Origin of the sequence: Hyphomicrobium sp. LHD-15 (assembly GCF_031157355.1) — a bacterium.
In the GTDB taxonomy this organism is placed as follows: domain Bacteria; phylum Pseudomonadota; class Alphaproteobacteria; order Rhizobiales; family Hyphomicrobiaceae; genus Hyphomicrobium_C.
Genome location: NZ_JAVIFT010000003.1, coordinates 26,046 through 45,943 on the forward strand (window position 1 = coordinate 26,046; position 19,898 = coordinate 45,943).

Annotated in this window: 16 protein-coding genes; 10 read left to right on the forward strand and 6 right to left on the reverse strand. The window is 63.3% G+C overall.

Features of this window, described 5'->3' with window-relative positions:
• Positions 1-153: 153 nt before the first annotated feature.
• Together RCO24_RS12355 and RCO24_RS12360 are read left to right on the forward strand one after the other, a co-directional pair.
• Positions 154-1,653: a phosphomannomutase/phosphoglucomutase gene (locus RCO24_RS12355; RefSeq protein WP_308962479.1), complete on the forward strand. Its 1,500-nt coding sequence runs from the start codon at positions 154-156 to the stop codon at positions 1,651-1,653.
• A gap of 127 nt (positions 1,654-1,780) precedes the next feature.
• On the forward strand, positions 1,781-2,413 hold the full coding sequence (locus RCO24_RS12360) for a hypothetical protein (protein ID WP_308962481.1): 633 nt from the start codon (positions 1,781-1,783) through the stop codon (positions 2,411-2,413).
• A gap of 10 nt (positions 2,414-2,423) precedes the next feature.
• Here the strand turns inward: RCO24_RS12360 and RCO24_RS12365 are convergent, their stop codons facing one another.
• Positions 2,424-3,251: a sulfite exporter TauE/SafE family protein gene (locus RCO24_RS12365; RefSeq protein ID WP_308962482.1), complete on the reverse strand. Its 828-nt coding sequence runs from the start codon at positions 3,249-3,251 to the stop codon at positions 2,424-2,426.
• Between the two features lie 12 nt (positions 3,252-3,263).
• Positions 3,264-4,286 carry a tRNA dihydrouridine(20/20a) synthase DusA gene (gene dusA / locus RCO24_RS12370; protein ID WP_308962484.1) on the reverse strand — a complete coding sequence of 341 codons (1,023 nt, stop codon included), beginning with the start codon at positions 4,284-4,286 and terminating at the stop codon, positions 3,264-3,266.
• A gap of 432 nt (positions 4,287-4,718) precedes the next feature.
• Here dusA and aldA point away from each other — a divergent pair, with 432 nt between their 5' ends.
• A complete protein-coding gene (gene aldA, locus RCO24_RS12375) occupies positions 4,719-6,179 on the forward strand; it encodes an aldehyde dehydrogenase (RefSeq protein WP_308962486.1) in 1,461 nt (486 codons plus the stop codon).
• 79 nt (positions 6,180-6,258) lie between these two features.
• On the opposite strand, the gene RCO24_RS12380 is transcribed toward aldA, so the two are convergent.
• From RCO24_RS12380 to RCO24_RS12390, 3 genes are read right to left on the reverse strand one after another with little or no spacing between them, the layout of a single operon-like run.
• Positions 6,259-7,257 carry an XdhC family protein gene (locus RCO24_RS12380; protein ID WP_308962488.1) on the reverse strand — a complete coding sequence of 333 codons (999 nt, stop codon included), beginning with the start codon at positions 7,255-7,257 and terminating at the stop codon, positions 6,259-6,261.
• Between the two features lie 28 nt (positions 7,258-7,285).
• Positions 7,286-9,274: a sigma-54-dependent Fis family transcriptional regulator gene (locus tag RCO24_RS12385; RefSeq protein WP_308962490.1), complete on the reverse strand. Its 1,989-nt coding sequence runs from the start codon at positions 9,272-9,274 to the stop codon at positions 7,286-7,288.
• Positions 9,275-9,327: 53 nt separating this feature from the next.
• Entirely contained in the window at positions 9,328-10,092 is a 765-nt protein-coding gene (locus RCO24_RS12390; protein ID WP_308962492.1) for an FCD domain-containing protein, read from the reverse strand.
• 190 nt (positions 10,093-10,282) lie between these two features.
• On the opposite strand from RCO24_RS12390, the gene RCO24_RS12395 reads away from it, so the two are divergent.
• Genes RCO24_RS12395 through RCO24_RS12410 form a run of 4 tightly spaced genes read left to right on the forward strand, consistent with a single transcriptional unit; the run spans position 10,283 to position 14,815 of the window.
• On the forward strand, positions 10,283-11,926 hold the full coding sequence (locus RCO24_RS12395; RefSeq protein ID WP_308962804.1) for an L-lactate permease: 1,644 nt from the start codon (positions 10,283-10,285) through the stop codon (positions 11,924-11,926).
• A gap of 23 nt (positions 11,927-11,949) precedes the next feature.
• Positions 11,950-12,747: a (Fe-S)-binding protein gene (locus RCO24_RS12400; RefSeq protein ID WP_374990958.1), complete on the forward strand. Its 798-nt coding sequence runs from the start codon at positions 11,950-11,952 to the stop codon at positions 12,745-12,747.
• A complete protein-coding gene (locus RCO24_RS12405) occupies positions 12,747-14,168 on the forward strand; it encodes a LutB/LldF family L-lactate oxidation iron-sulfur protein (protein ID WP_308962495.1) in 1,422 nt (473 codons plus the stop codon). The genes RCO24_RS12400 and RCO24_RS12405 overlap by 1 nt, the downstream gene beginning before the upstream one ends.
• A complete protein-coding gene (locus RCO24_RS12410) occupies positions 14,165-14,815 on the forward strand; it encodes an LUD domain-containing protein (protein ID WP_308962497.1) in 651 nt (216 codons plus the stop codon). The genes RCO24_RS12405 and RCO24_RS12410 overlap by 4 nt, the downstream gene beginning before the upstream one ends.
• A 137-nt stretch (positions 14,816-14,952) precedes the next feature.
• Here RCO24_RS12410 and RCO24_RS12415 read toward each other — a convergent pair whose 3' ends face one another.
• Positions 14,953-16,305 (reverse strand): porin, encoded by a 1,353-nt coding sequence (locus RCO24_RS12415; protein WP_308962499.1) that lies wholly within the window; start codon positions 16,303-16,305, stop codon positions 14,953-14,955.
• Positions 16,306-16,940: 635 nt separating this feature from the next.
• On the opposite strand from RCO24_RS12415, the gene RCO24_RS12420 reads away from it, so the two are divergent.
• The 3 genes from RCO24_RS12420 to RCO24_RS12430 all read left to right on the forward strand — a co-directional run bounded on the left by RCO24_RS12420 (position 16,941) and on the right by RCO24_RS12430 (position 19,898).
• Positions 16,941-17,552 (forward strand): Rieske 2Fe-2S domain-containing protein, encoded by a 612-nt coding sequence (locus tag RCO24_RS12420; protein WP_308962501.1) that lies wholly within the window; start codon positions 16,941-16,943, stop codon positions 17,550-17,552.
• Between the two features lie 64 nt (positions 17,553-17,616).
• Positions 17,617-19,341, forward strand: coding sequence for a PQQ-dependent dehydrogenase, methanol/ethanol family (locus RCO24_RS12425; RefSeq protein WP_308962503.1), 1,725 nt, complete (start codon positions 17,617-17,619; stop codon positions 19,339-19,341).
• A gap of 104 nt (positions 19,342-19,445) precedes the next feature.
• A complete protein-coding gene (locus tag RCO24_RS12430) occupies positions 19,446-19,898 on the forward strand; it encodes a 2Fe-2S iron-sulfur cluster-binding protein (RefSeq protein ID WP_308962505.1) in 453 nt (150 codons plus the stop codon).

Here is a 19,898-nt window from a genome sequence, read left to right on the forward strand (position 1 = left end):
GCCCCCTAGCGAATGTTATACGCGTGTGGTGCATAAGGAAAAAAACGTCCACGGACGTCATCACTTCCGCACCGTATTTCGCCGTATTCCGCCTCCATGAGCCTGCCCGTTCGCCGGAAATTTCGCCGGTGAGTCCCAGAACAAGGTCTCTCGATGTTTCCCAAACCCCGCGCCGATCTCGTCCCCAACACCGCCGACTTCGAACGCCTGCCCCTCGTCAAGCCCACCGGCTTCCGCGAGTACGACGCCCGCTGGCTGTTCCCGCAAGAGATCAACCTCATGGGGCTCAACGCAGTTGGCCTCGGCATGGCGGTCCTTTTCGAAGAGCGCGGCGTCAAGAAACGCATCGTCGTTGGCCATGATTTCCGCTGGTATTCCGCGTCGGTGAAGCAGGCCCTGATCACCGGTCTTCTGGCCGGCGGCTTCGAAGTTCACGACATCGGCCTCGCGCTTTCGCCGATGGCCTACTACGCCCAGTTCGCGCTCGACGTGGAAGGCGTGGCGATGGTCACCGCCTCCCACAACGACAACGGCTGGACCGGCATCAAGATGGGCCTCAATCGCCCGCTGACCTTCGGCCCCGACGAGATGAGCCGCCTCAAGGAAATCGTGCTCGCGGGCAACTTCAAGCCGCAGGACGGCGGCCGCTACTTTTTCGTACCCGACCTCGCCGAGCGCTACATGGCCGCCCTCGCCGACCGCCCGAAGCTCAAGCGCCGCCTCAAGGTCGTCGCCGCTTGCGGCAACGGCACCGCTGGCGCATTCGCGCCCAAGGTTCTCGAAGCCATCGGCTGCGAGGTCGTCCCCCTCGACGCCGAGCTCGATCACAGCTTCCCCCGCTACAATCCGAACCCCGAGGACATGAAGATGCTGCACGCCATCGCGGAAGCGGTGGTGAAGCACAAGGCAGATGTCGGTTTCGGCTTCGATGGCGACGGCGACCGCTGCGGCGTGGTCGACAACGAAGGCCACGAGATCTTTGCCGATACCGTCGGCGTCATGCTCGCCCGCGATATCTCGGCCCGGCACAAGGACGCCGTGTTCGTCGCCGACGTCAAATCGACCGGCCTTTTCATGACCGACCCTGTTCTGCAGGCAAACGGCGCCAAGACCCTCTACTGGAAGACCGGCCATTCCTACATGAAGCGCTACACCTTCGAGCAGAAGGCACTCGTCGGCTTCGAGAAGAGCGGACATTTCTTCTTCCAGCCGCCGCTCGGTCGCGGCTATGACGACGGCCTCGTCGCGGCCCTCGCCGTCTGCGACATGCTCGAGCGCGCCGAAGGCAAGACCGTCGCCGACCTGCGCCGCGCACTGCCCAAAACCTACCAGTCGCCGACGATGTCGCCTCACTGCGACGACGAGAAGAAGTACGGCATCGTGGAGAAGGTCGTCGCGGACTACGAGGGCATCGCGAAGAACGGCGGAACCATTGCCGGCCAGAAAATCCGCGATCTCGTCACCGTCAACGGCGTCCGCGTCACGCTGGAAGACGGCACCTGGGGCCTCGTTCGCGCCTCGTCCAACAAGCCCGAGCTGGTGATCGTCGTCGAAAGCCCGGTGTCGGAAGCCAACAAGGTCGCGATCTTCCGCGATATCGAAGCCCGCCTCGCCAAGTTCCCCGAGGTCGGCGAGTACAACCAGAAGATTTGAGGCATCGAGGCAATCCCCGGTTAACCGCCGCAACGGGATCGGGGATTGCCCACAGCCTGCGTTAAGCGAACGCACGCAGTTTGGCGCCCATAGTTGCCGCTCTTGCAGAGAGAGCAGAGACGGCACGATGAGGTTCAGCAAGCAACCAACCCTCCGTTCGGCCGCGAGCTTCGGCCGCCGCGAAGCCGTGAAGCCACGCCAGGCTTCCGCGCGTCCAGCGCCGCATCGGCGCCCGACGATCTCGAACCGCCCGGAGGCGCGAACCCGCGAAGCGCTTGCCCAAGCAGCCGAGGTCGTGACAACTGACGTGACCACTGCCGCCTCGCGCGGAAAAGCCTATTTCAACGCGTGCCTCGCCGGCACCGCCGCCTTCGTCGCCGCGCTTTTCTTCCTTAGCGGCGTCGAGAACCGCGTGTTTCAGGCCGGCCCCGTGCTTTTGTTCCTCGCTATTCCTATCCTGCCGACGCTCGCGCTGATCCTCTACATTCCGACGGTGGCGCTGTCGGATCTCGCCCGCCTTCTTCGCGTGCCGCGTGGCTGGGCGGATATCGGCATCGGCCTGGTACTTGGCGCCGGGCTTGGAATTGCTTTTGGGATGTCGAGCGAACCGGACGGAAACAAGTCTGCGATGATGGCGCTCGCCATGACGACAGGCGGCTTCGTTGGCGGCTTCGCTTTCTGGCGTGCGCAGGGCTATCCCGGCACGACGTCGGCCGGCACCGCAGCCGCGTTCGACGCAGTCTACGAGAAGATGACCTGACGCAGCACCGTTAAAGCGTCGAGATCAGAAGCCGCATCGAGACGACGAACAGAAACGCCGCGAACGCCAATTCCAGCTTGCGACGGGAAATGCCGTGCGCCACGCGCACCCCGTACGGGGCCGCCAGAACGCTCATCGGAATGATGAGCGTAGCGCCGAGCACGCTCACGAACCCGAGCGACACCGGCGGCAAGTCCGGATTGCCCCACCCGGCCCACACATAACCGAGCAAACCCGGGATTGCGATGAACGGCCCGAACCCGCTCGACGTCGCCACCGCCTTCAGGATCGACCAGCCGCACAGCGTGAACATCGTGACGATGAACATACCGCCACCGATGCTCATCAGCGTCGAAATGAGACCGATGAGGAACGCCACAGCGCGCACGATCCAATTGTCCGGCACGTCGTTGGCGAGCCGCCAGTCCTCGCGCCCCAGCGCCATCTTGATCGAAAGCAGGCCGCCGCACACGATCCAGACCCACTTCAGGCCGCCGCTCGAAACAAGAGAAACCAGCGTGATGCCGAGCAGGACACCAGCGACCACATAGGGAACCAGCCGTTTGAGCACGGTCTCGTCGACAGCACCCTTTGCCCGGTGTGAACGAAAAGATTGGATCGCCGTCGGCACGATCACCGCAAACGACGTGCCGAGCACCATGTGCATGCGAATGGCGTCCGGCACATGCAGGAACGTGAACGTTTCGTAGAGCACCGGCACCAGCACACCGCCGCCGCCGATGCCGAGCAGACCCGCGAGAAAACCTGTCATCAGGCCGGCCGCGAGCAGCGCCACGACGAGCCAGGCGAGTTCGCCGTTGCCAAGAGCGAGATCCATGTTCGAGATTTCCTATTCCGCGGCGAGAGCGCCAGCGGCGCTGTCACGCGCAGCATCGTTCACGCGCCCTTCGGCGAGCGCGATCGCCTGGAGCAAAACGTCGATCCCAGGCCCTTCGCCGACACCATGCTCGGAAAGATGCCGCCGGAACACCCGCGCGCGCGGCTGCCCGTGATAGACGCCGAGGACATGCCGCGTGACGGAATTGAGCCGCCCACCTTGCGCGAGATGGTCCTGCACATAGGGCACGAGACGGCGAAGCACCTCGCCACGCGACAGCGGAGGTTCGGTCGAGCCGAACAGCAGTTGGTCGACATCAGCGAGCAGATAGGGCGTCTGATACGCCGCGCGCCCCAGCATCACGCCATCGACGTGCTGCAGATGCGCGGCCGAAGCCTCGAGCGTTTCGACACCACCGTTGATGATGATGGTGAGATCCGGCCGCGCCGCTTTGAGACGATACACGCGTCCGTAATCGAGTGGCGGGATCTCGCGGTTTTCCTTCGGTGAGAGCCCCTTGAGCCACGCCTTGCGCGCATGGACGATGAAGATGCGAGCCCCCGCATCCGCGACCGTTTCGACGAAGCGGGTGAGGTCTGCTTCGCTGTCCTGGTCGTCGATGCCGATCCGGCATTTGACCGTGACGGGAATGGCGACGCGCTTCTGCATCGCAGCCACGCTCGCTGCTACGAGGTCCGGCTCCGCCATCAGGCAGGCGCCGAACCGGCCCTCCTGGACGCGGTCCGACGGGCAGCCCACATTGAGATTGATTTCGTCGTAGCCGGCAGCCTCGCCAATCGCCGCCGCCTCGGCGAGCTTGGCCGGATCCGAGCCGCCGAGCTGCAGGGCAATCGGATGCTCCTCGGCGCCGAACCCGAGCAGACGCGCGCGTTCGCCGTGGATCACGGCATCGGCCGTCACCATCTCCGTATAAAGGCGCGCACTCCGGCTCAGGATGCGATGGAAGACCCGGCAATGCCGGTCCGTCCAATCCATCATGGGTGCCACGCAGAAGCGGTGACTTGAATGGCTCATGTCAGGTCGATCTTCCTTGCCAGCCGCCGCCGCGCATGGCGTTCGGTTCGGTACAGCTGAATTTCCCGCGCCGGTTCAGCTGCCTAGCATTCCCCGGTCGCTAGCGGAACCCATCCCCTAGCCGCTTTCCCGTCGCGGCGACAACGTGCTGCGGCCGCCATCGTGCCAGGCCGATTGCCGGAGACGTGTCACCCGCGGACGTAACACCCCCCAACCTCATGTGACACGCCAAGACGGCGCGCCACAAACCGATCGGCACGCGAACGAAATCAAAATAGCCGATCCGTCCCAACATCTTGCGCACGCCGGGGCCGCTCACACCTCACGTTATTCCCCTATTGGCATAGCGCTTGCTGACACCCCTCCGACGCGCGACAGGCGGCCTCCGTCGCGAAGCGCCATGAAACGAAAAAATCCTGGAGGGAGAAAACGATGCAACAGCTCAATGAGCGCAGCGCAACGGCGAACTATCAGAATTTCATCGACGGAAGATTTGTCCCGAACCGCGGCGCAACGCTGGACGTCACGAACCCCGCCACCTTCGAAGTCATTGCCCGCGTACCCGAAAGCGGACCGGACGTCGTCGACGAAGCGGTGCAAGCCGCGCGGAAAGCGCAACCGGCCTGGGAAAAGCTGCCGGCAATCGAGCGCGCCCGTCATCTCAGATCCATTTCTGAGAAAATACGCGCCAGCTCCGAGATCCTTGCCCACCTCATCTCGCAGGAGCAGGGCAAGATCCTTCCCCTCGCCCGCGTCGAGGTCAATTTCACCGCCGACTACATCGACTACATGGCCGAGTGGGCACGGCGCATCGAGGGCGAGATCCTGACCAGCGATCGCGTCGGCGAAAGCATCTTCCTGCTGCGCAAGCCCATCGGCGTGACGGCAGGCATTCTGCCGTGGAACTTCCCGTTCTTCCTGATCGCCCGCAAGATGGCGCCTGCGCTGATCACCGGTAATACCATCGTCATCAAGTCGAGCGAGGAAACCCCGCTCAATGCCTTCGCATTCGCGACCCTCGTCGCCGAAACCCAGCTGCCCGCAGGCGTCTTCAACCTTGTGAGCGGCAGCGGTGCCGCCACCGGGGCCGCACTATCAGGCCATCGCGATATCGGCCTCGTCAGCTTTACCGGCAGCGTCGAGACCGGCCGCAAGATCATGCAGACGGCTGCCGCCAACCTCACGCGCATCAACCTGGAGCTCGGCGGCAAGGCGCCCGCTATCGTGCTCGCCGATGCCAACCTCGATCTCGCGGCAAAGGCCATCTACGATTCCCGCGTGATCAACACTGGCCAGGTCTGCAATTGCGCCGAGCGCGTCTACGTGCATCGCGCCGTGGCGGATGCCTTCATCGACCGCATCACGACCCTCATGCGGGCCACGCGCTACGGCGACCCGCTGGTCGACCGCGATCTTCACATGGGGCCGCTTATCAACCGTCCGAGCCTCGACAAGGTGGCAGCGATGGTTGGACGGGCCCGCGATGCCGGAGCCGAGATCGTCACCGGCGGCAAGACCGCCACCCTCGCGCGCGGCTATCACTATGAGCCGACCGTCATCGTCAACTGCCGCGCCGACATGGAGATCATGCGCAAGGAGATCTTCGGACCGGTGCTTCCGATCCAGGTCGTCGACAGCGCCGAGGAAGCGATCGCTCTCTCGAATGATTCCGACTACGGCCTGACGTCGTCGATCTTCACCAACGATCTGAACACCGCCATGCGCGCAAGCCGTGATCTTCGCTTCGGCGAAACCTACATCAACCGCGAACACTTCGAAGCCATGCAGGGCTTCCACGCCGGCCGGCGCAAATCCGGCATCGGCGGCGCGGACGGAAAGCACGGCCTCTACGAATACACCGAAACTCAGGCCGTCTATCTCCAGCACGGCTGATAGATCGTCCTCTCCGCGGCCCGTCCTGCCTCTCCGGCACACCACCGGAGAGGCCTTTTTATTGGCGCCGGATAAAAGGTCAGGCGACGAGATGGCGGGCCTTGGCTTCGGCCATAAGCTCGGCGAGGATACCCACGGCGAGCGTCGTTTTCGTTTTGGCGCCTTGAATGGATCCGACAGGCGCACGCAGGCGTGCAAGATCCTCGGCATCGACCCCGAGAGCGGACAGAGCGTGCAAGCGCTGCGTATGGACCGCCCGGTTGCCGAGAACGCCAATGTAAAAGCAGTCGCGCCGCAACAGCCGTGCGAGAATATCGGGCTCCACGTCGTGCTCATGGAACACGAGGACAACCGCCGAGCTGGAATCGAGCCGGTCGATCGCATCCTCGTTCAACCGCGGCTCGCCCCCGGCTTCGAGACCGGCGCTCCGGATCGCCAAGCGTGTCGCCGCGTCCGGAGACCATACTTCGGTCTCGAGACCGACGGCCTGAGCCAAACGGGCGAGCGCCGTCAGCGCCGGGCCGCTGCCCAGAAGCAAGAGGCGCATCCGCGGCAGGAACACGCGCGAGAACACATCCCCCTCGCGCGCGCAAAGGCGGGGCGCGTCTTTTGCCAATAGCGTGACCTGACTTGATCCACCCGAAAGCGAACTTCTGAGCGCGAAGCCTTTGCGGGCCGCCCGATAGAGCGCCATTGTGCTCATCTGCTCGGAGCACAGCGTGATATCGAAGTGAAGGTCGAGCCCGCTGCCGCACGGAAGCTTGATGTCGATGTAGCGCGAGCCTCGTCCGTAGCGCACCAGTCGATTTTGCGCAGCGCGGATCACGTCCTGCGCCTCGAGCACGATCGCCTGCTCCAGGCACCCGCCGGAGAGATAACCGACGTGGCGGCCGTCTTCGGCTACCGCCATCTGGGCGCCGAGCGGACGCGGCGCCGCGCCATCTATTCCAACCAGCGTCACCAGAGCGGTGCGGAGGCCCTGGCGATGCCACACCCACAGATCCGGCAACACGTCCTCTTCGGACAAGAGACCTGCCGCGGAGGTATCGAGCGGCGGGCATGGAAGGAGAGCACTCATGATCCGAGCCCCACAATCCGACGCGCGCTCAGCTCGGCCGCACGAGATTCTGCTTCTTGATCCACCGATACAAGGTCTGCCGGCTGACCCTGAGTTCGCAGGCGACGTCCGAGATGCACCAGTTGTTGCGCTCCAGAACCTCGATCAGATCCGGTGTCACCGGATCGTCTATCACCGGCTCGTCGCACGTATCCGCAGCGTCGAGGTTGAGCCAAGTCGGCAAGCGATTTTCCGTGATCTCGTCGCCCACGGACGAGGCCAGCGCATAGCGGAGCGCAAGGCGCAGTTCGCGCATATTGCCGGGCCACTTCTGGGCGAGAAGAACGGCGAACGCTGCCGGCGAGAGACGGGGCGCGGGGCCGAAGCCCAGGTGCGCAGCTTCTATCTCCAGCGCGCCCAGGATCACGTCCGCCTTGTCGGCGCGCGCCCTGAGAGCGGGAAGCTCGAGCCGGATACCGGCGATACGGTAATAGAGATCCTGGCGGAAGCGCCCGTCCGATACCATCTTCGACAGGTTCTGATGGCTCGCGCAGACCAGGTTGAAATCGACTTTGATCGGCTTTGCGGAGCCGAGCGGAACGACCTCGCCTTGCGCGAGCACGCGCAACAGCCGCGTCTGCAAAGCGAGCGGCATGTCGCCGATCTCGTCGAGAAACAGCGTGCCACCATTGGCTTCGGCAACGCGTCCGCGCCGCCCCTCGCGGCGAGCGCCCGTGAAGGTTCCGGTCTCGTAGCCGAAAAGCTCGCTCTCGATCAGGCTTTCCGGGATCGACGAGCAATCGATGACCACGAACGGCTTCGCCGCGCGCGAGCCCGCCTCATGAATGCCGCGCGCGAACTCTTCCTTGCCCGTTCCGGTCTCGCCCTGGAGCAGTACTGGCAGCCGCTTGTCGACGAGCCTGCGGATGGTACGAACATGCTCGCGCATCACCGGATCGTTTCCGGCAAGGGACTCGAGCCCCAACCCGCCGTTTCGCAGTGCGGCCTGCGGCTTGGCCACCCGCTGGGATGTCCCCGCCAGCTTCGCAAGTCTGGCGCCGCTCGATTGTGCCGGCACCGTGAGGCTCGCAAAGCACGGACGATCGCTGCCCTTCAGGCGCGCGATCCCGATGCGCTCGGCCGAAACATCCTCATGCCCGCGTCCTGTATCCTGCCAATGGATCTCCATGACGTCCGAAAGCGGACTGCCGATCATCTCTTGCCGGTCGGTCACGCGCAGATCGCCGCCGGTCCCACCCAACATCTCGACGGCACAGCCGTTGTCGTCCAGCGCCAGCATGAGCCCGTTGCCGTCCTGCGCGCCCGCGAGCCCCGTTTCGATCCTGAGAATGACGCGGTTGCGATTGCGCTCGAGAAAATAGCGCTGTTCGATGCGGCGCACTGTTGCGGCAACCAGCTCCAGCACGAACGGTTGCATCTCCTCTGGCAGATCCACCACCGAGGACGCATCGAGCGCCGCAATCACGCGGCCGCCCGCATCCAAAATAGGGGCGGCCGTGCACGTGAGGTTCGAATAATTGGAGAAGAAATGTTGCGAGCGATGAATGGTCACCGCTGCGCCGCTGGCGATCGAGGTGCCGATACCGTTGGTGCCGGCTTGCTCCTCACGCCAATCCGCCCCAGCACAGACACCGACGCGACGCAGCGCTTGATCCGGCGGCGCTGAGCTCAGCACATCGAGTGCAATGCCGTTGGCATCGGAGAGCATGATCACATAGTTCGAGGGCGCCACGCGCCCCATCAACTGCTCGATCTCGGGCTTCGCCACATGGATCAGCATGTCCAGCGGATCGGCCGCCAGCTTGAACTCGTTGGTCGTGACGATCTCCGGCCCTTTATGCCGGGACCGGTCGAGCTTGTACTCGCTGACGCAGCGCCTCCAGGAGGACGCGATGACGCTTGGAACATCGTCGACCGCACCATCCTCGCGGCGCGCGATCTCGTCGATGATCCGTTTCGTATGAGCGTAGTCGGGCGATCGGCCAACCGCCGCCTTTCCCTTACCGAGCACATTCATTTCGCCCCTCCCAACAGGTTTTTTGTATTTGTCCTGGGCGCGTTGTTGTTTTTCTACCTCGCCAGATAATCGCTTCGCTCGACGCGCAGCAGAGACGCCTTGAGCCTCATGCTGTCGCGGAGGATGTCCTCGACACTAGTGAAAGTGAAGCGGACGTGATCGGTTGCAGCAGCCTCCGCCGCCTTTGGGTTGCCGGCCAGAATCGCATCTGCGATCGCCACATGCTGGGCCAGCAGCTTGGCCCGCACCGAATGACGCCCGTAGAGTTGCTCGCGGCTATAGAAGATGTTGGTCCGCAACAGCTCGGCCAGCCCGCGCATGATATGGAGCATCACCGCATTGTGCCCCGCCTCGTAAATGGCGAGGTGAAAATCGACGTCGGCCTGAGACTCCTCGGTCGGATCCTCGATCTCGTGCGCCTTTTTCATCCGCTCGATGCACCCGCGGATGGCCTCACGGTCGATGTCGGACGCTCGCAAAGCCGCGTAACGGGCCGCCTGCGCCTCGACACCCTGACGGAATTCGAAATAGTCGGCGGTAACCTGCGGATTGTCCGCGAGCAACGAGGCAAGCGGCTTGAGCAGCGGCGAGAGGAACTGCGCGACGTGAGTGCCCCCGCGCGTCGTAACCAGCAGACCGCGCTCCGCGAGCATATCGATGGCTTCCCGCAGCGAGGGGCGCGATACGTCGAGCTTTTCGGCAAGCTCGCGCTCCGGCGTGAGCCGCTCGCCCGGCCTGAGCACACCCTGCAGGATGAGCTTCGCGATATGATCCGCAATCGCCTCTGCCACGCGTTGCGGCTTGATGCGTTCAGTCATTGCCCTATCCAATCGGCTCCCTTGGAGACGCGGAGCACCCTGCGATCCAGCAGGAGTAATAGAATATCCACATCTGTCAATTGAAACTATCTATTTCCCATCGCAATTAGTTGGTCTAATAATTTTACCAACAAGGCGGCGGTCGGCTTCTCGAAGGGCCGATTAGACCTCCGGATAAAGGGTGGAAAAAATCGTGTGGTCTCAAGTCTATGATCCCTTCGGGGACATGCTGCTGTCTGCTTGCGCGGCGGCAGTTCCGGTGGTTGTGCTGTTGGGCGCGATCGCATTTTTTGAGGTTCGGGCGCATTTCGCGGCGCTTCTCGGCCTCGCGGCAGCGCTCATCGTTGCCATCTTTGCCTTCGGCATGCCGCCTCAGATGGCCGGCCTTGCCGCCGCCTATGGCGCAGCCTTCGGCCTGCTGCCCATCGGATGGATCATCCTCAACGTCATCTTCCTCTATCAGCTGACCACAGAGAACGGCGAGTTCGAGGTCGTCCAGCGCAGCATCGGCAGGATCAGCCGCGATCGCCGTATGCAGGTGCTCTTCATCGCCTTCTCGCTCGGCGCCTTCTTCGAGGGAGCGGCGGGTTTCGGCACGCCGGTCGCCGTGACGGCCGCCATGCTCATCGGTCTGGGCTTTCCTCCGCTCGCCGCCTCCGGTCTGTCCCTGATCGCCAATACCGCGCCCGTTGCCTTCGGCGCGCTAGGCTCTCCGGTCATTGCGCTGGCAGCCGTAACCGGGCTCGATCTTCACGAACTGAGCGGCATGATCGGCCGGCAGCTTCCGCTGTTCTCGATCATCGTGCCGTTCTGGGTGATCTGGGCCTATGTCGGCTTCCGCCGCATGTTGGAGGTATGGCCGCCGATCGCAGTGGCGGGCATCTCGTTCGCGATCCCTCAATACCTCGTGTCGAACTTCCACGGTCCCTGGCTGGTCGACATCATCGCCGCCATCGTATCGATGGCCAGCCTTGCACTGTTCCTCAAAGTCTGGAAGCCCGCGCGCGAAATGGTGGATCACGACGGCGGTTCCGCGCCAGCGAGCACCGTCGATGCCGCGCCTGCCATCCCGCGCGCGACGCTGATACGGGCGTGGACGCCATGGCTCTTCTTGAGCGTATTCGTGTTCATGTGGGGCACGCCGCAGGTCAAAGCCTACCTCGACAGCCTCTGGGTCTATAAGCACCCCGTCGTCGGCCTCGACCAGCTCGTGCAGAAAGTGCCGCCCGTCGTCGCGACTCCCCACGCGGAAGCAGCCGTCTACAATCTGAACCTCTTGTCCGCGACAGGCACCGGCATCCTGCTTGCCGCTCTGCTCTCAGGGCTCGTCCTGGGCCACAGCCCGTTGCGCCTCGCGCGCATCTATGCGCGTACGATCTATCTCGTCCGCTATTCTCTGATCACCATCGCCGGCATGCTCGCGATCGGGTTCGTCACCCGTTATTCCGGCACCGACGCCACGCTCGGCCTCGTCCTGGCCAACACCGGCTGGCTGTACCCGTTCTTTGGCACGCTGATCGGCTGGCTGGGCGTTGCGCTGACCGGCTCCGACACGGCCTCGAACGTACTCTTCGGTGGCCTGCAGCGCGTCAGCGCCGAGCAGCTCGGCATCAATTCGACGCTGATGGCCGCAGCCAATAGCTCGGGCGGCGTGATGGGCAAGATGATCGATGCGCAAAGCATCGTCGTCGCCTCCACGGCAACCAAGTGGTACGGCCACGAGGGAACCATCCTGCGCTTTGTGTTCTTCCACAGCGTCGCGCTGGCCATGCTGGTTGGACTGTTCGTGACCGCCCAAGCCTACTGGTGGCCATTCACCTTGCTCGTTCCCTAGCTCAAGTCCGGCAGATGCCCTCGATGACAGACAATTCTGCTCCAGCGCCTGAGACGAAGAGTGGCCCGCGTGTCGCCCTCTTCGTCACCTGCCTGGTCGATCTCTTCCGCCCGAGCATCGGGTTCGCCGCGGTCAAACTGCTCGAAGATGCAGGATGCCGCGTCGAGGTTCCAAGCCAGCAGGTCTGTTGCGGGCAACCGGCTTACAACAGCGGTGATGCGGCCTCGGCGCGCCGCATTGCCAAACAGGTGATCGAGACCTTCACCGGCTTCGACTACGTCGTCGGCCCTTCCGGCTCGTGCATGGCCACGATCCGCAAGGAGTACCCGGCGATGTTCAAGGACGACGCGGCCTGGGATGCGCAGGCGCGGGCTCTGGCGGAACGCAGCTACGAGCTGATGTCGTTCCTCACGGACGTGCTCGGCGTTTCAACGGCCAAAGTCCACTTCCAGGGCCACGCAACCTATCACGACAGCTGCTCCGGCCTGCGCAGCCTCGGCATCAAGGAACAGCCGCGCCGCCTGCTCTCTGCGGTCGATGGACTGACGCTCACCGAGCAGCAGGATTCCGAAACGTGCTGCGGCTTCGGCGGCACGTTCTGCGTCAAATACCCGGAGATCTCCGTCAAAATGGTCTCCGACAAGGTCGGCAATATCGACATGACCGGCGCCGATACGCTGCTCGGCGGCGACCTCGGTTGCCTCATGAACATTGCCGGCAGGTTGCGGCGCCTCGGCAAGACCGTCCGTGTCTACCACGCCGCCGAAGTACTGGCCGGCATGGCAGACCGCGCCGGCATTGGCGATCCGGAGACGCGCTGATGCAAACCACCAACGAGGATTTCAGCGCGAGAGCCTCTAAGGCGCTCGGCGACGCGAGCCTTCAGCAGTCAGTCTCGAACCTGAAGCGCGGCTTCGTCGCAGCCCGCGCTCGCGCGGTTGCAGCGCTTCCCGAATACGAGGCCATGCGCGACGCAGGCGCGGCAATCAAGGATCACACCCTCGACAACCTCGATTTCTACCTCGAACGCTACGAACGCGAAGTGGTTCGGCTCGGCGGACACGTCCACTGGGCCGCCGACGCCGACGAGGCTTGCCGGATCGTGCGCGAGATCTGCGCACGCGCCGGTGCCAAGACCATCGTCAAAGGCAAGTCGATGGTCTCGGAGGAAATCGCCCTCAACGAAGCGCTCGAAGCGGACGGCCTCGAGGTCGTCGAGTCGGACGCAGGCGAATACATCGTGCAGCTCGCCAAAGAGGCGCCGAGCCACATCGTCATGCCGACCGTGCACAAGACGACGGAGGACATCGCCGACCTCTTCCACGAACACCATCGCGCCTATGGCTTCACTGACCGCGTAACCGACGCGGCCGAGCTGATCGGCCAGGTGCGCACCATCCTGCGTGACAAGTATTTCGCAGCCGATGTCGGCATCACCGGCGCAAACTTCCTCGTCGCCGAGACCGGCTCGAACATCATCGTGACCAATGAGGGTAACGGCGATCTCACCTCGACGCTGGCCCGCGTTCACATCGTAACCGCCGGCATCGAGAAGGTTGTACCGACGCTGAACGATGCCGCCGTTCTCCTGCGGCTCCTGGCGCGCAGCGCGCTCGGCATGGAGATCACGAGCTACACGACGTTGTCGACCGGGCCGCGCCGTTCGGGCGATCTCGACGGTCCCGAGGAATATCATGTCGTGCTCGTCGACAATGGGCGCTCGAAGATGCTCGCCGGTGCGTTCCGGCCGATGCTTCGCTGCATCCGGTGCGGTGCCTGCATGAACCACTGCCCCGTCTATCTGTCAGTCGGCGGCCATGCCTACGGCTGGGTCTATCCCGGGCCGATGGGCGCGGTGCTGACGCCGATGATCGCACGCCACGAGAAGGCGAGCGAGCTGCCGCACGCCTGCACGCTCAACGGCCGCTGCCAGCAAGTCTGTCCTGTCAAAATTCCCCTCCCCGATCTCCTGCGCCGATTGCGCCATGAGCAGTGGGAAGCGGGCTTCATCAAAAGCAAGGTCCGCTGGGGCGTGGGCCTGTGGGCGTGGTTTGCAACGCATCCGGCGGTGTATCGCACGGCGACGCGCCTCGCCGCCGCGGTTCTCGGACGGCTGGGAAAATCCAACGGCCGCATGAGACGCTTGCCACTCGCGGGCGGATGGACAGCAGGACGCGACATGCCCGCGCCGCAAGGGACGACATTCCATGCGGCGTGGGCCAAGAGGAACCAGCAGCGGTGAACGGAACACGACGCGACGACATGCTGGCGCGGATCAGAGAGGCCCTCGGTGATCGGCAACGCACCCCTGAGGCCGTCGAAGAACTCGAGCAGCGGCTCACTCGCCCACCCACCGGCCCGCGTCCCCGATTGGACGCAGACCGGCTCGGACAGTTCGTCGCCAAGGCCGAAGCCAATCTGATCAAGGTCGAGCGCATTGCCTCGCTGCAAATGCTGGTGCCCGCCGTGCGAGTGCTTTTGCCTTCAACGTCCGATGCGCCCGATATCAGCGTCGCACCGGAACTCGAACATTTGGGATGGCCGAGTACCTGGCACGTCAACTTCGGCGCCGGACGAAAGATCGAGCCGTTGAGCGTCACCATGGCTGTCGCCGGCATCGTGGAAACCGGGAGCATCATCCTGCGATCATCCCCGGCGTCTCCGACGACGCTCAACTTCCTGCCCGATGTTCACGTCGTCGTGCTGAGGACCTCGGATATAGTCGATTATCCAGAAGATGTCTGGGCCCGCGCGCGATCCGAAAGCGAGGACTGGCCCCGTACGGTCAATATCATCTCGAGCCCCTCGCGCACGGCCGACGTCGGCGGCATCATCGTGCGCCCCGCTCACGGCCCCAAGAGCGTTCACCTGATGCTTTGCGACGGCTGAGCATTCCAAGTCGCAACTTCAATCGACCAGCACCGAACCAACCCGGACGCAAAAATGGGGCGATTGTTGCCAATCGCCCCAAGGAACACCTCGGGAGAAGTGCCGACGAGGAAGACGCGAAGTGCCGTGACGAAGCCTCAGAAGAAAATGGCCGCTCCCAACGCGTAGAGGTGGAGATCCTCGAGATCCTCCGTCCCTTTCACGCCGTCAGCGACGAAATCGATGTCTCCGCCGTAGTTCTTGTACTTGAGCCAGATTGCCATCGACGCGGCATCGATCTCTTGAACCACGCCGAAGCCAAAGCGATCGAACGTCGATCCGCTCGTGTTGACGGATGCCGCAACGCCGCAGGCCGTGTCGATCTTGCCGCCCGTCCCCGCGAAGCCGTCGCAGAGGTCCGTGACGCCGCTGAACACCGCGCCACCTTCGAGGCCGCCAAACATGTCGTTGCCGCGCCCGTACTCGCCGTAGAACACGGTCGCACCGAGCGAATTCAGGTTAGCCCGGATACCGGCCTTGAGATAAAGCTGATCGGTATCCTTGAACCCGTCCGGACTCTCGTGCCCGTAGTAGACACTGCCGAACAGGCCCGTCGGCGTGTGCAACGCCGCAAAGCTCACCTGGAAGATATCCGTGTCCGTGATCGTTTTGATGCGCGTATCCGTGTTCGACTGAAACGAAACGCCGAACGCCGTCTTGAACGAGCTGAACTCTCCGCTGTGACGCAGCGCGACATCCCAGAAGTCGTCCTGGCCCCAGCTCGCCGATCCGACAAATCCGCCGATCGTCGGCGTGTCGTAACGGACGCTGTTGGTTCTATCGCCGCCGCAATCGGCAAAAATGCCGACGCCAATGGTGTAGCAGTTGCCGATGTCACCCCAGCGCGCCTTTGCGCGGGTCTTCGTACCCTCGGGGACGAGTTGGAAATTCTGGCCGTCGAAGATCACAAGGTTCGCGGCGAACACGCTGCCGGCGCCCGATACGTCGACCCAGGTGTCATCCGAAGCCTGGCTCTGACGACCGACGGAAACGCGTCCGATCTTTTCGCTCTTCAGCCACCAATAGGAGTTCAGCGTGCCGGGCGGACCCTCGCCGCCATTGCTGTTGGAAGCATCCTGCACGAAGCCGTTGGCACCCGTGACGTCGATCCGCAGGCTGAAGCCCGCGGAAAACTGGCTATCGATCTTTGCGCTTCCATCGAAGTGGAGGCGGTTGCCGAGATCGTTCAAGCTCGTTCCGACATAGGCGTCGGAGCCGACGCCATCATCCCAACCCAGGATCTGTTCGGTGATCCAGCCTGAGATGGCGAGCGACACTTTGCGGTTCCCCTTCCGCGCCGTCGTCGCTTCGAGCTCCGCAACCCGTTCTTCGAGATCCGCGCAGCAATCTCCCCCGAGATCCGCGGCCAGCACGCTGTCGCTTATCAGCGCCAAGGCGGCCGCACCAACCAGTGCCGCGCTTGAAAATTTTCTTTTACGTCCCCCACCCATTCAGGTCTCCTTTTCCAATTTCCTCGCGTCATCTGCGCGATCGTCGCCGTGTTTTTCCGTTACTCTTGAATGACGCTTTGAACTGCACGGGGAGCAGAAACGCAAAGGACGTGCCAAGAGCGAGCGAGCTCGGCATGTAAAATAATTCCCATCGGCTGACGGGAGCCGCCGCAACACCGAATTTTCAGGAAGACGAGCACTTTACGCGACGAGGCCAGCCTGGAAGCCGCGAGATAAAACCATCCGTTTGCAGAAGGGATGTGCCTCGCGCGCCACAACGCACGGCAGATACTCCGCACCCTGAGCTGTCAACCCCAACCGCACCGCGTCACACTGTGACATCACAGCGGGTCTGCGTGATGTAACGTGGTCTACCGGCGACGTACATTCGACTGGCCATCGCAGCTCAAAACGCGCGCTCGGAAGGCCAAATAGACCAACGTCGATTCCCACGAATTCGCGCGCATTCTCGCGACGTTAGCCCCGCCTGCAGCAGCGGTTCCCACAGCGTCCCGCGTCGCACGCGAACTGCTGGCACGATTCATGCTGACCACCTCTCTTTGCGGGGAGGATGTCGCGTCGAGCGCCAGCCGTTCCGCGTCTCGCACGACAATGAAAAAGAGATCGGGAGGACCATGTCGAAGGATACACGAGCTGGCCACACGGCCGGTCGGGAGAGCGGGGGCGCACCTGAAGTCGGCCGCCGCACCATCATACAAGGACTTGCCGTTTCTGGATGTCTGGCCGCGTCCGGCTTGCTGGGAAGCTCCCCGGCCGGCGCCCAGAGCACGCGCCCGCAACCCGGGCACCACTTTGTCTTCATGACCGGCGACAAGGAAGGACAGCCCGTCGCTCCCGACGATGTGAAGATCGGAGAGCCGCCCCTGCTCGCCTATCCGATGGATCCGGCCACGAAGACCGTTCTCATTTCGCGAGCCAGCCTGCTGCTGCTCATGCGGCTCAAGGAAGCCGATCTGGATCCCTCCACGAAGCCGCACTCGGCCGACGGCATCGTGGCCTATTCCGGCATCTGCACGCATGAGGGCTGCCCGATCTCGGGCCATCACGAAAATCAGCGCATGGCCGTGTGCAACTGCCACGGCTCGACATTCGATCTCGGCAACAACGGCGCCGTGGCACACGGACCTGCGGTGCGCAGGCTGGCCATGCTGCCGGTGACCATCACCGACGGAGCGTTGGTGGTGGCAGGAAAACTGGACGGTCCGATCGGGCCGCCAGCAGCGTGAGGCCACGCTTCAACAGGCTTCACGTCAATCGAAGAGACTAAAAAAACGCATTGGAGGAAATCTCGTGAAACTAAGGACATCCGTCGCAGCCTTCGCGCTCGTCGCGACGTCGGCATTGCATGCCGCCGATTACAAGCCGGTCACCGAGCAACGGTTGGCCAACCCGGAGCCCGAGAACTGGCTGCTGACGAAGGGCAACTATCAGGGCTGGAGCTACAGCCCCCTCGAACAGATCACGCCCGCGAACGCCGCCAAGCTCAAGCCTGTTTGGTCGGCCGCCACCGGCATCTCCTCGGGCCACGAAGCCCCGGCCATCGTCAACGGCGACTACATGTTCGTCGCGACACCGCGCAACCAGGTGTTGGCATTCGACTCGAAGACCGGCCGACTGCTGTGGCGCTATCAGCGCGAGCTGCCGGAAGGCTTCGGCACGTTGCACATGACCAATCGCGGCGTCGCACTGTGGGGTGACAAGGTCTACGTCGCCAGCATCGACTGCATGCTGACCGCGCTCAATCCCAAGACCGGTGAAAAGATCTGGGAATCGCAGGTCTGCGATTGGGAGAAGGAAAGCGCTTACATCACCTCGGCACCGCTGGCCGTGAAAGGCAAGATCATCGTCGGTCCGTCCGGCGGCGAGTTCGGCGTGCGCGGCTTCATCAAGGCATTCGACGCGGAGACCGGAAAACTTGCGTGGACGCGCTACAGCGTGCCCGCTCCCGGCGACGCAGGCTCCGAGACGTGGCCGCAGGAAGGCCGCTGGAAGGACGCCTGGAAGAACGGCGGCGGCACGATGTGGATGCCGGGCAACTACGACGCGAAGAACGACGTCATCTACTGGGGCGTCGGCAACGGCGCGCCGTGGCTCGGCGATCAGCGTCCCGGCGACAACCTGTATTTGGCGTCCGTCATTTCGATCAACCCGGACAACGGCGATTTGGTCGGCCACTTCCAGTACCACTGGAACGACTCGTGGGATTGGGCCGGCATGAACGCCCCGACGCTTGTCGACTTCGACCGCGGCGGCAAGAAGGTCCCCGGCCTCATCAGCGCACAGCGTAACGGCGTGCTCTATTGGCTGGAGCGCGATGCCAAGGGTAAAATTACTTACGATAAATCCCAGATGTACGTGAAGAACAACGTCTTCACCAGCATCGACCCCAAGACTGGCCGCCCGACCTACAACGAGGCCGCCAAGCCTGGCACCGACAAGACGGCGACCTACTGCCCGAGCTTGTGGGGCGGCAAGGACTGGCCCTTCGAATCCTATAGCCCGAAGACGGGAATGCTCTACATTCCCTTCAACGACAACCACTGCATGACGCTCACCGGCATGATCCAGCCGATCGTGCCCGGCCAATGGTCTGCAGGCGTCGACATCAAGCGTCTCGACCTCAAAGTCGACGACAACTTCCCCTTCATCGGCGGCATTCAGGCTCGCAACGTCAGCGACGGCAAGGAAGTCTGGCGTGAAACCTACAAGGGATCGTGGAACTGGGGTTCGATCCTGACCACCGGCGGCGGCGTCCTGTTCGCTGGCGGCACCAATGACCGCATGTTCCGCGCTTACGACGAAAAAACCGGCAAGCTGCTTTGGGAGTTCCCGACGCCGTCCGGCATTATTTCGCCGCCGAGCAGCTTCTCCATCGACGGCAAGCAGTACATCGCCGTAGTCTCCGGTTGGGGCGTTGATGCTCAATGGATCCAGGGCAAGATGCACGAGCAGGCCGGCTGGGAGAAATGGGTTCCCGAAGGCGGCTCGGTTTGGGTCTTCGCGCTCGGTGACTAATCAAGCATCGCGCTTATGAAGGGCGTCGATCCGCACCAGATTTTCAGGTGCGGATCGACGTGCTCTACCACTGACCAACGATCGGAAGAAGGACAGTGAACGTCATGCTTACCCTCACAGTGAACGGCCAGGAACGCCAATTCGATGGCGATCCGAACACGCCGCTGCTTTGGTTCGTCCGCGACGAACTTGGGCTCACGGGAACGAAATTCGGATGCGGAGCGGGCCTTTGCGGAGCCTGCACGGTCCACCTCGATGGCGTCGCCGTACGCGGCTGCCTGACGACGATAAGCGAAGCCAACGGCAAGAGCGTCACCACGATCGAGGGCCTGAGCCCGGACGGCAATCATGTGGTGCAGAAAGCCTGGCGTCAGTTGAACGTACCGCAATGCGGCTACTGCCAGGCCGGCCAGATCATGCAGGCCGCTTCCCTGCTGACCAAGAACCAGGCGCCGAGCGATGCCGAGATCGTCGACGAGATGGCGGGAAACATCTGTCGTTGCGGTTGCTATCAGCGCATTCACGCCGCCGTTCGCCTCGCAGCCGGAGGAGTGTAA

What these genes read in the sequence shown, in the direction of transcription:
- RCO24_RS12355 (WP_308962479.1), top strand. Translation starts at nt 154, where the DNA reads ATGTTTCCCAAACCCCGCGCCGATCTCGTCCCCAACACCGCCGACTTC.
- RCO24_RS12360 (WP_308962481.1), top strand. Translation starts at nt 1,781, where the DNA reads ATGAGGTTCAGCAAGCAACCAACCCTCCGTTCGGCCGCGAGCTTCGGC.
- RCO24_RS12365 (WP_308962482.1), bottom strand. Translation starts at nt 3,251, where the DNA reads ATGGATCTCGCTCTTGGCAACGGCGAACTCGCCTGGCTCGTCGTGGCG.
- dusA (WP_308962484.1), bottom strand. Translation starts at nt 4,286, where the DNA reads ATGAGCCATTCAAGTCACCGCTTCTGCGTGGCACCCATGATGGATTGG.
- aldA (WP_308962486.1), top strand. Translation starts at nt 4,719, where the DNA reads ATGCAACAGCTCAATGAGCGCAGCGCAACGGCGAACTATCAGAATTTC.
- RCO24_RS12380 (WP_308962488.1), bottom strand. Translation starts at nt 7,257, where the DNA reads ATGAGTGCTCTCCTTCCATGCCCGCCGCTCGATACCTCCGCGGCAGGT.
- RCO24_RS12385 (WP_308962490.1), bottom strand. Translation starts at nt 9,274, where the DNA reads ATGAATGTGCTCGGTAAGGGAAAGGCGGCGGTTGGCCGATCGCCCGAC.
- RCO24_RS12390 (WP_308962492.1), bottom strand. Translation starts at nt 10,092, where the DNA reads ATGACTGAACGCATCAAGCCGCAACGCGTGGCAGAGGCGATTGCGGAT.
- RCO24_RS12400 (WP_374990958.1), top strand. Translation starts at nt 11,950, where the DNA reads ATGACAGACAATTCTGCTCCAGCGCCTGAGACGAAGAGTGGCCCGCGT.
- RCO24_RS12405 (WP_308962495.1), top strand. Translation starts at nt 12,747, where the DNA reads ATGCAAACCACCAACGAGGATTTCAGCGCGAGAGCCTCTAAGGCGCTC.
- RCO24_RS12415 (WP_308962499.1), bottom strand. Translation starts at nt 16,305, where the DNA reads ATGGGTGGGGGACGTAAAAGAAAATTTTCAAGCGCGGCACTGGTTGGT.
- RCO24_RS12420 (WP_308962501.1), top strand. Translation starts at nt 16,941, where the DNA reads ATGTCGAAGGATACACGAGCTGGCCACACGGCCGGTCGGGAGAGCGGG.
- RCO24_RS12430 (WP_308962505.1), top strand. Translation starts at nt 19,446, where the DNA reads ATGCTTACCCTCACAGTGAACGGCCAGGAACGCCAATTCGATGGCGAT.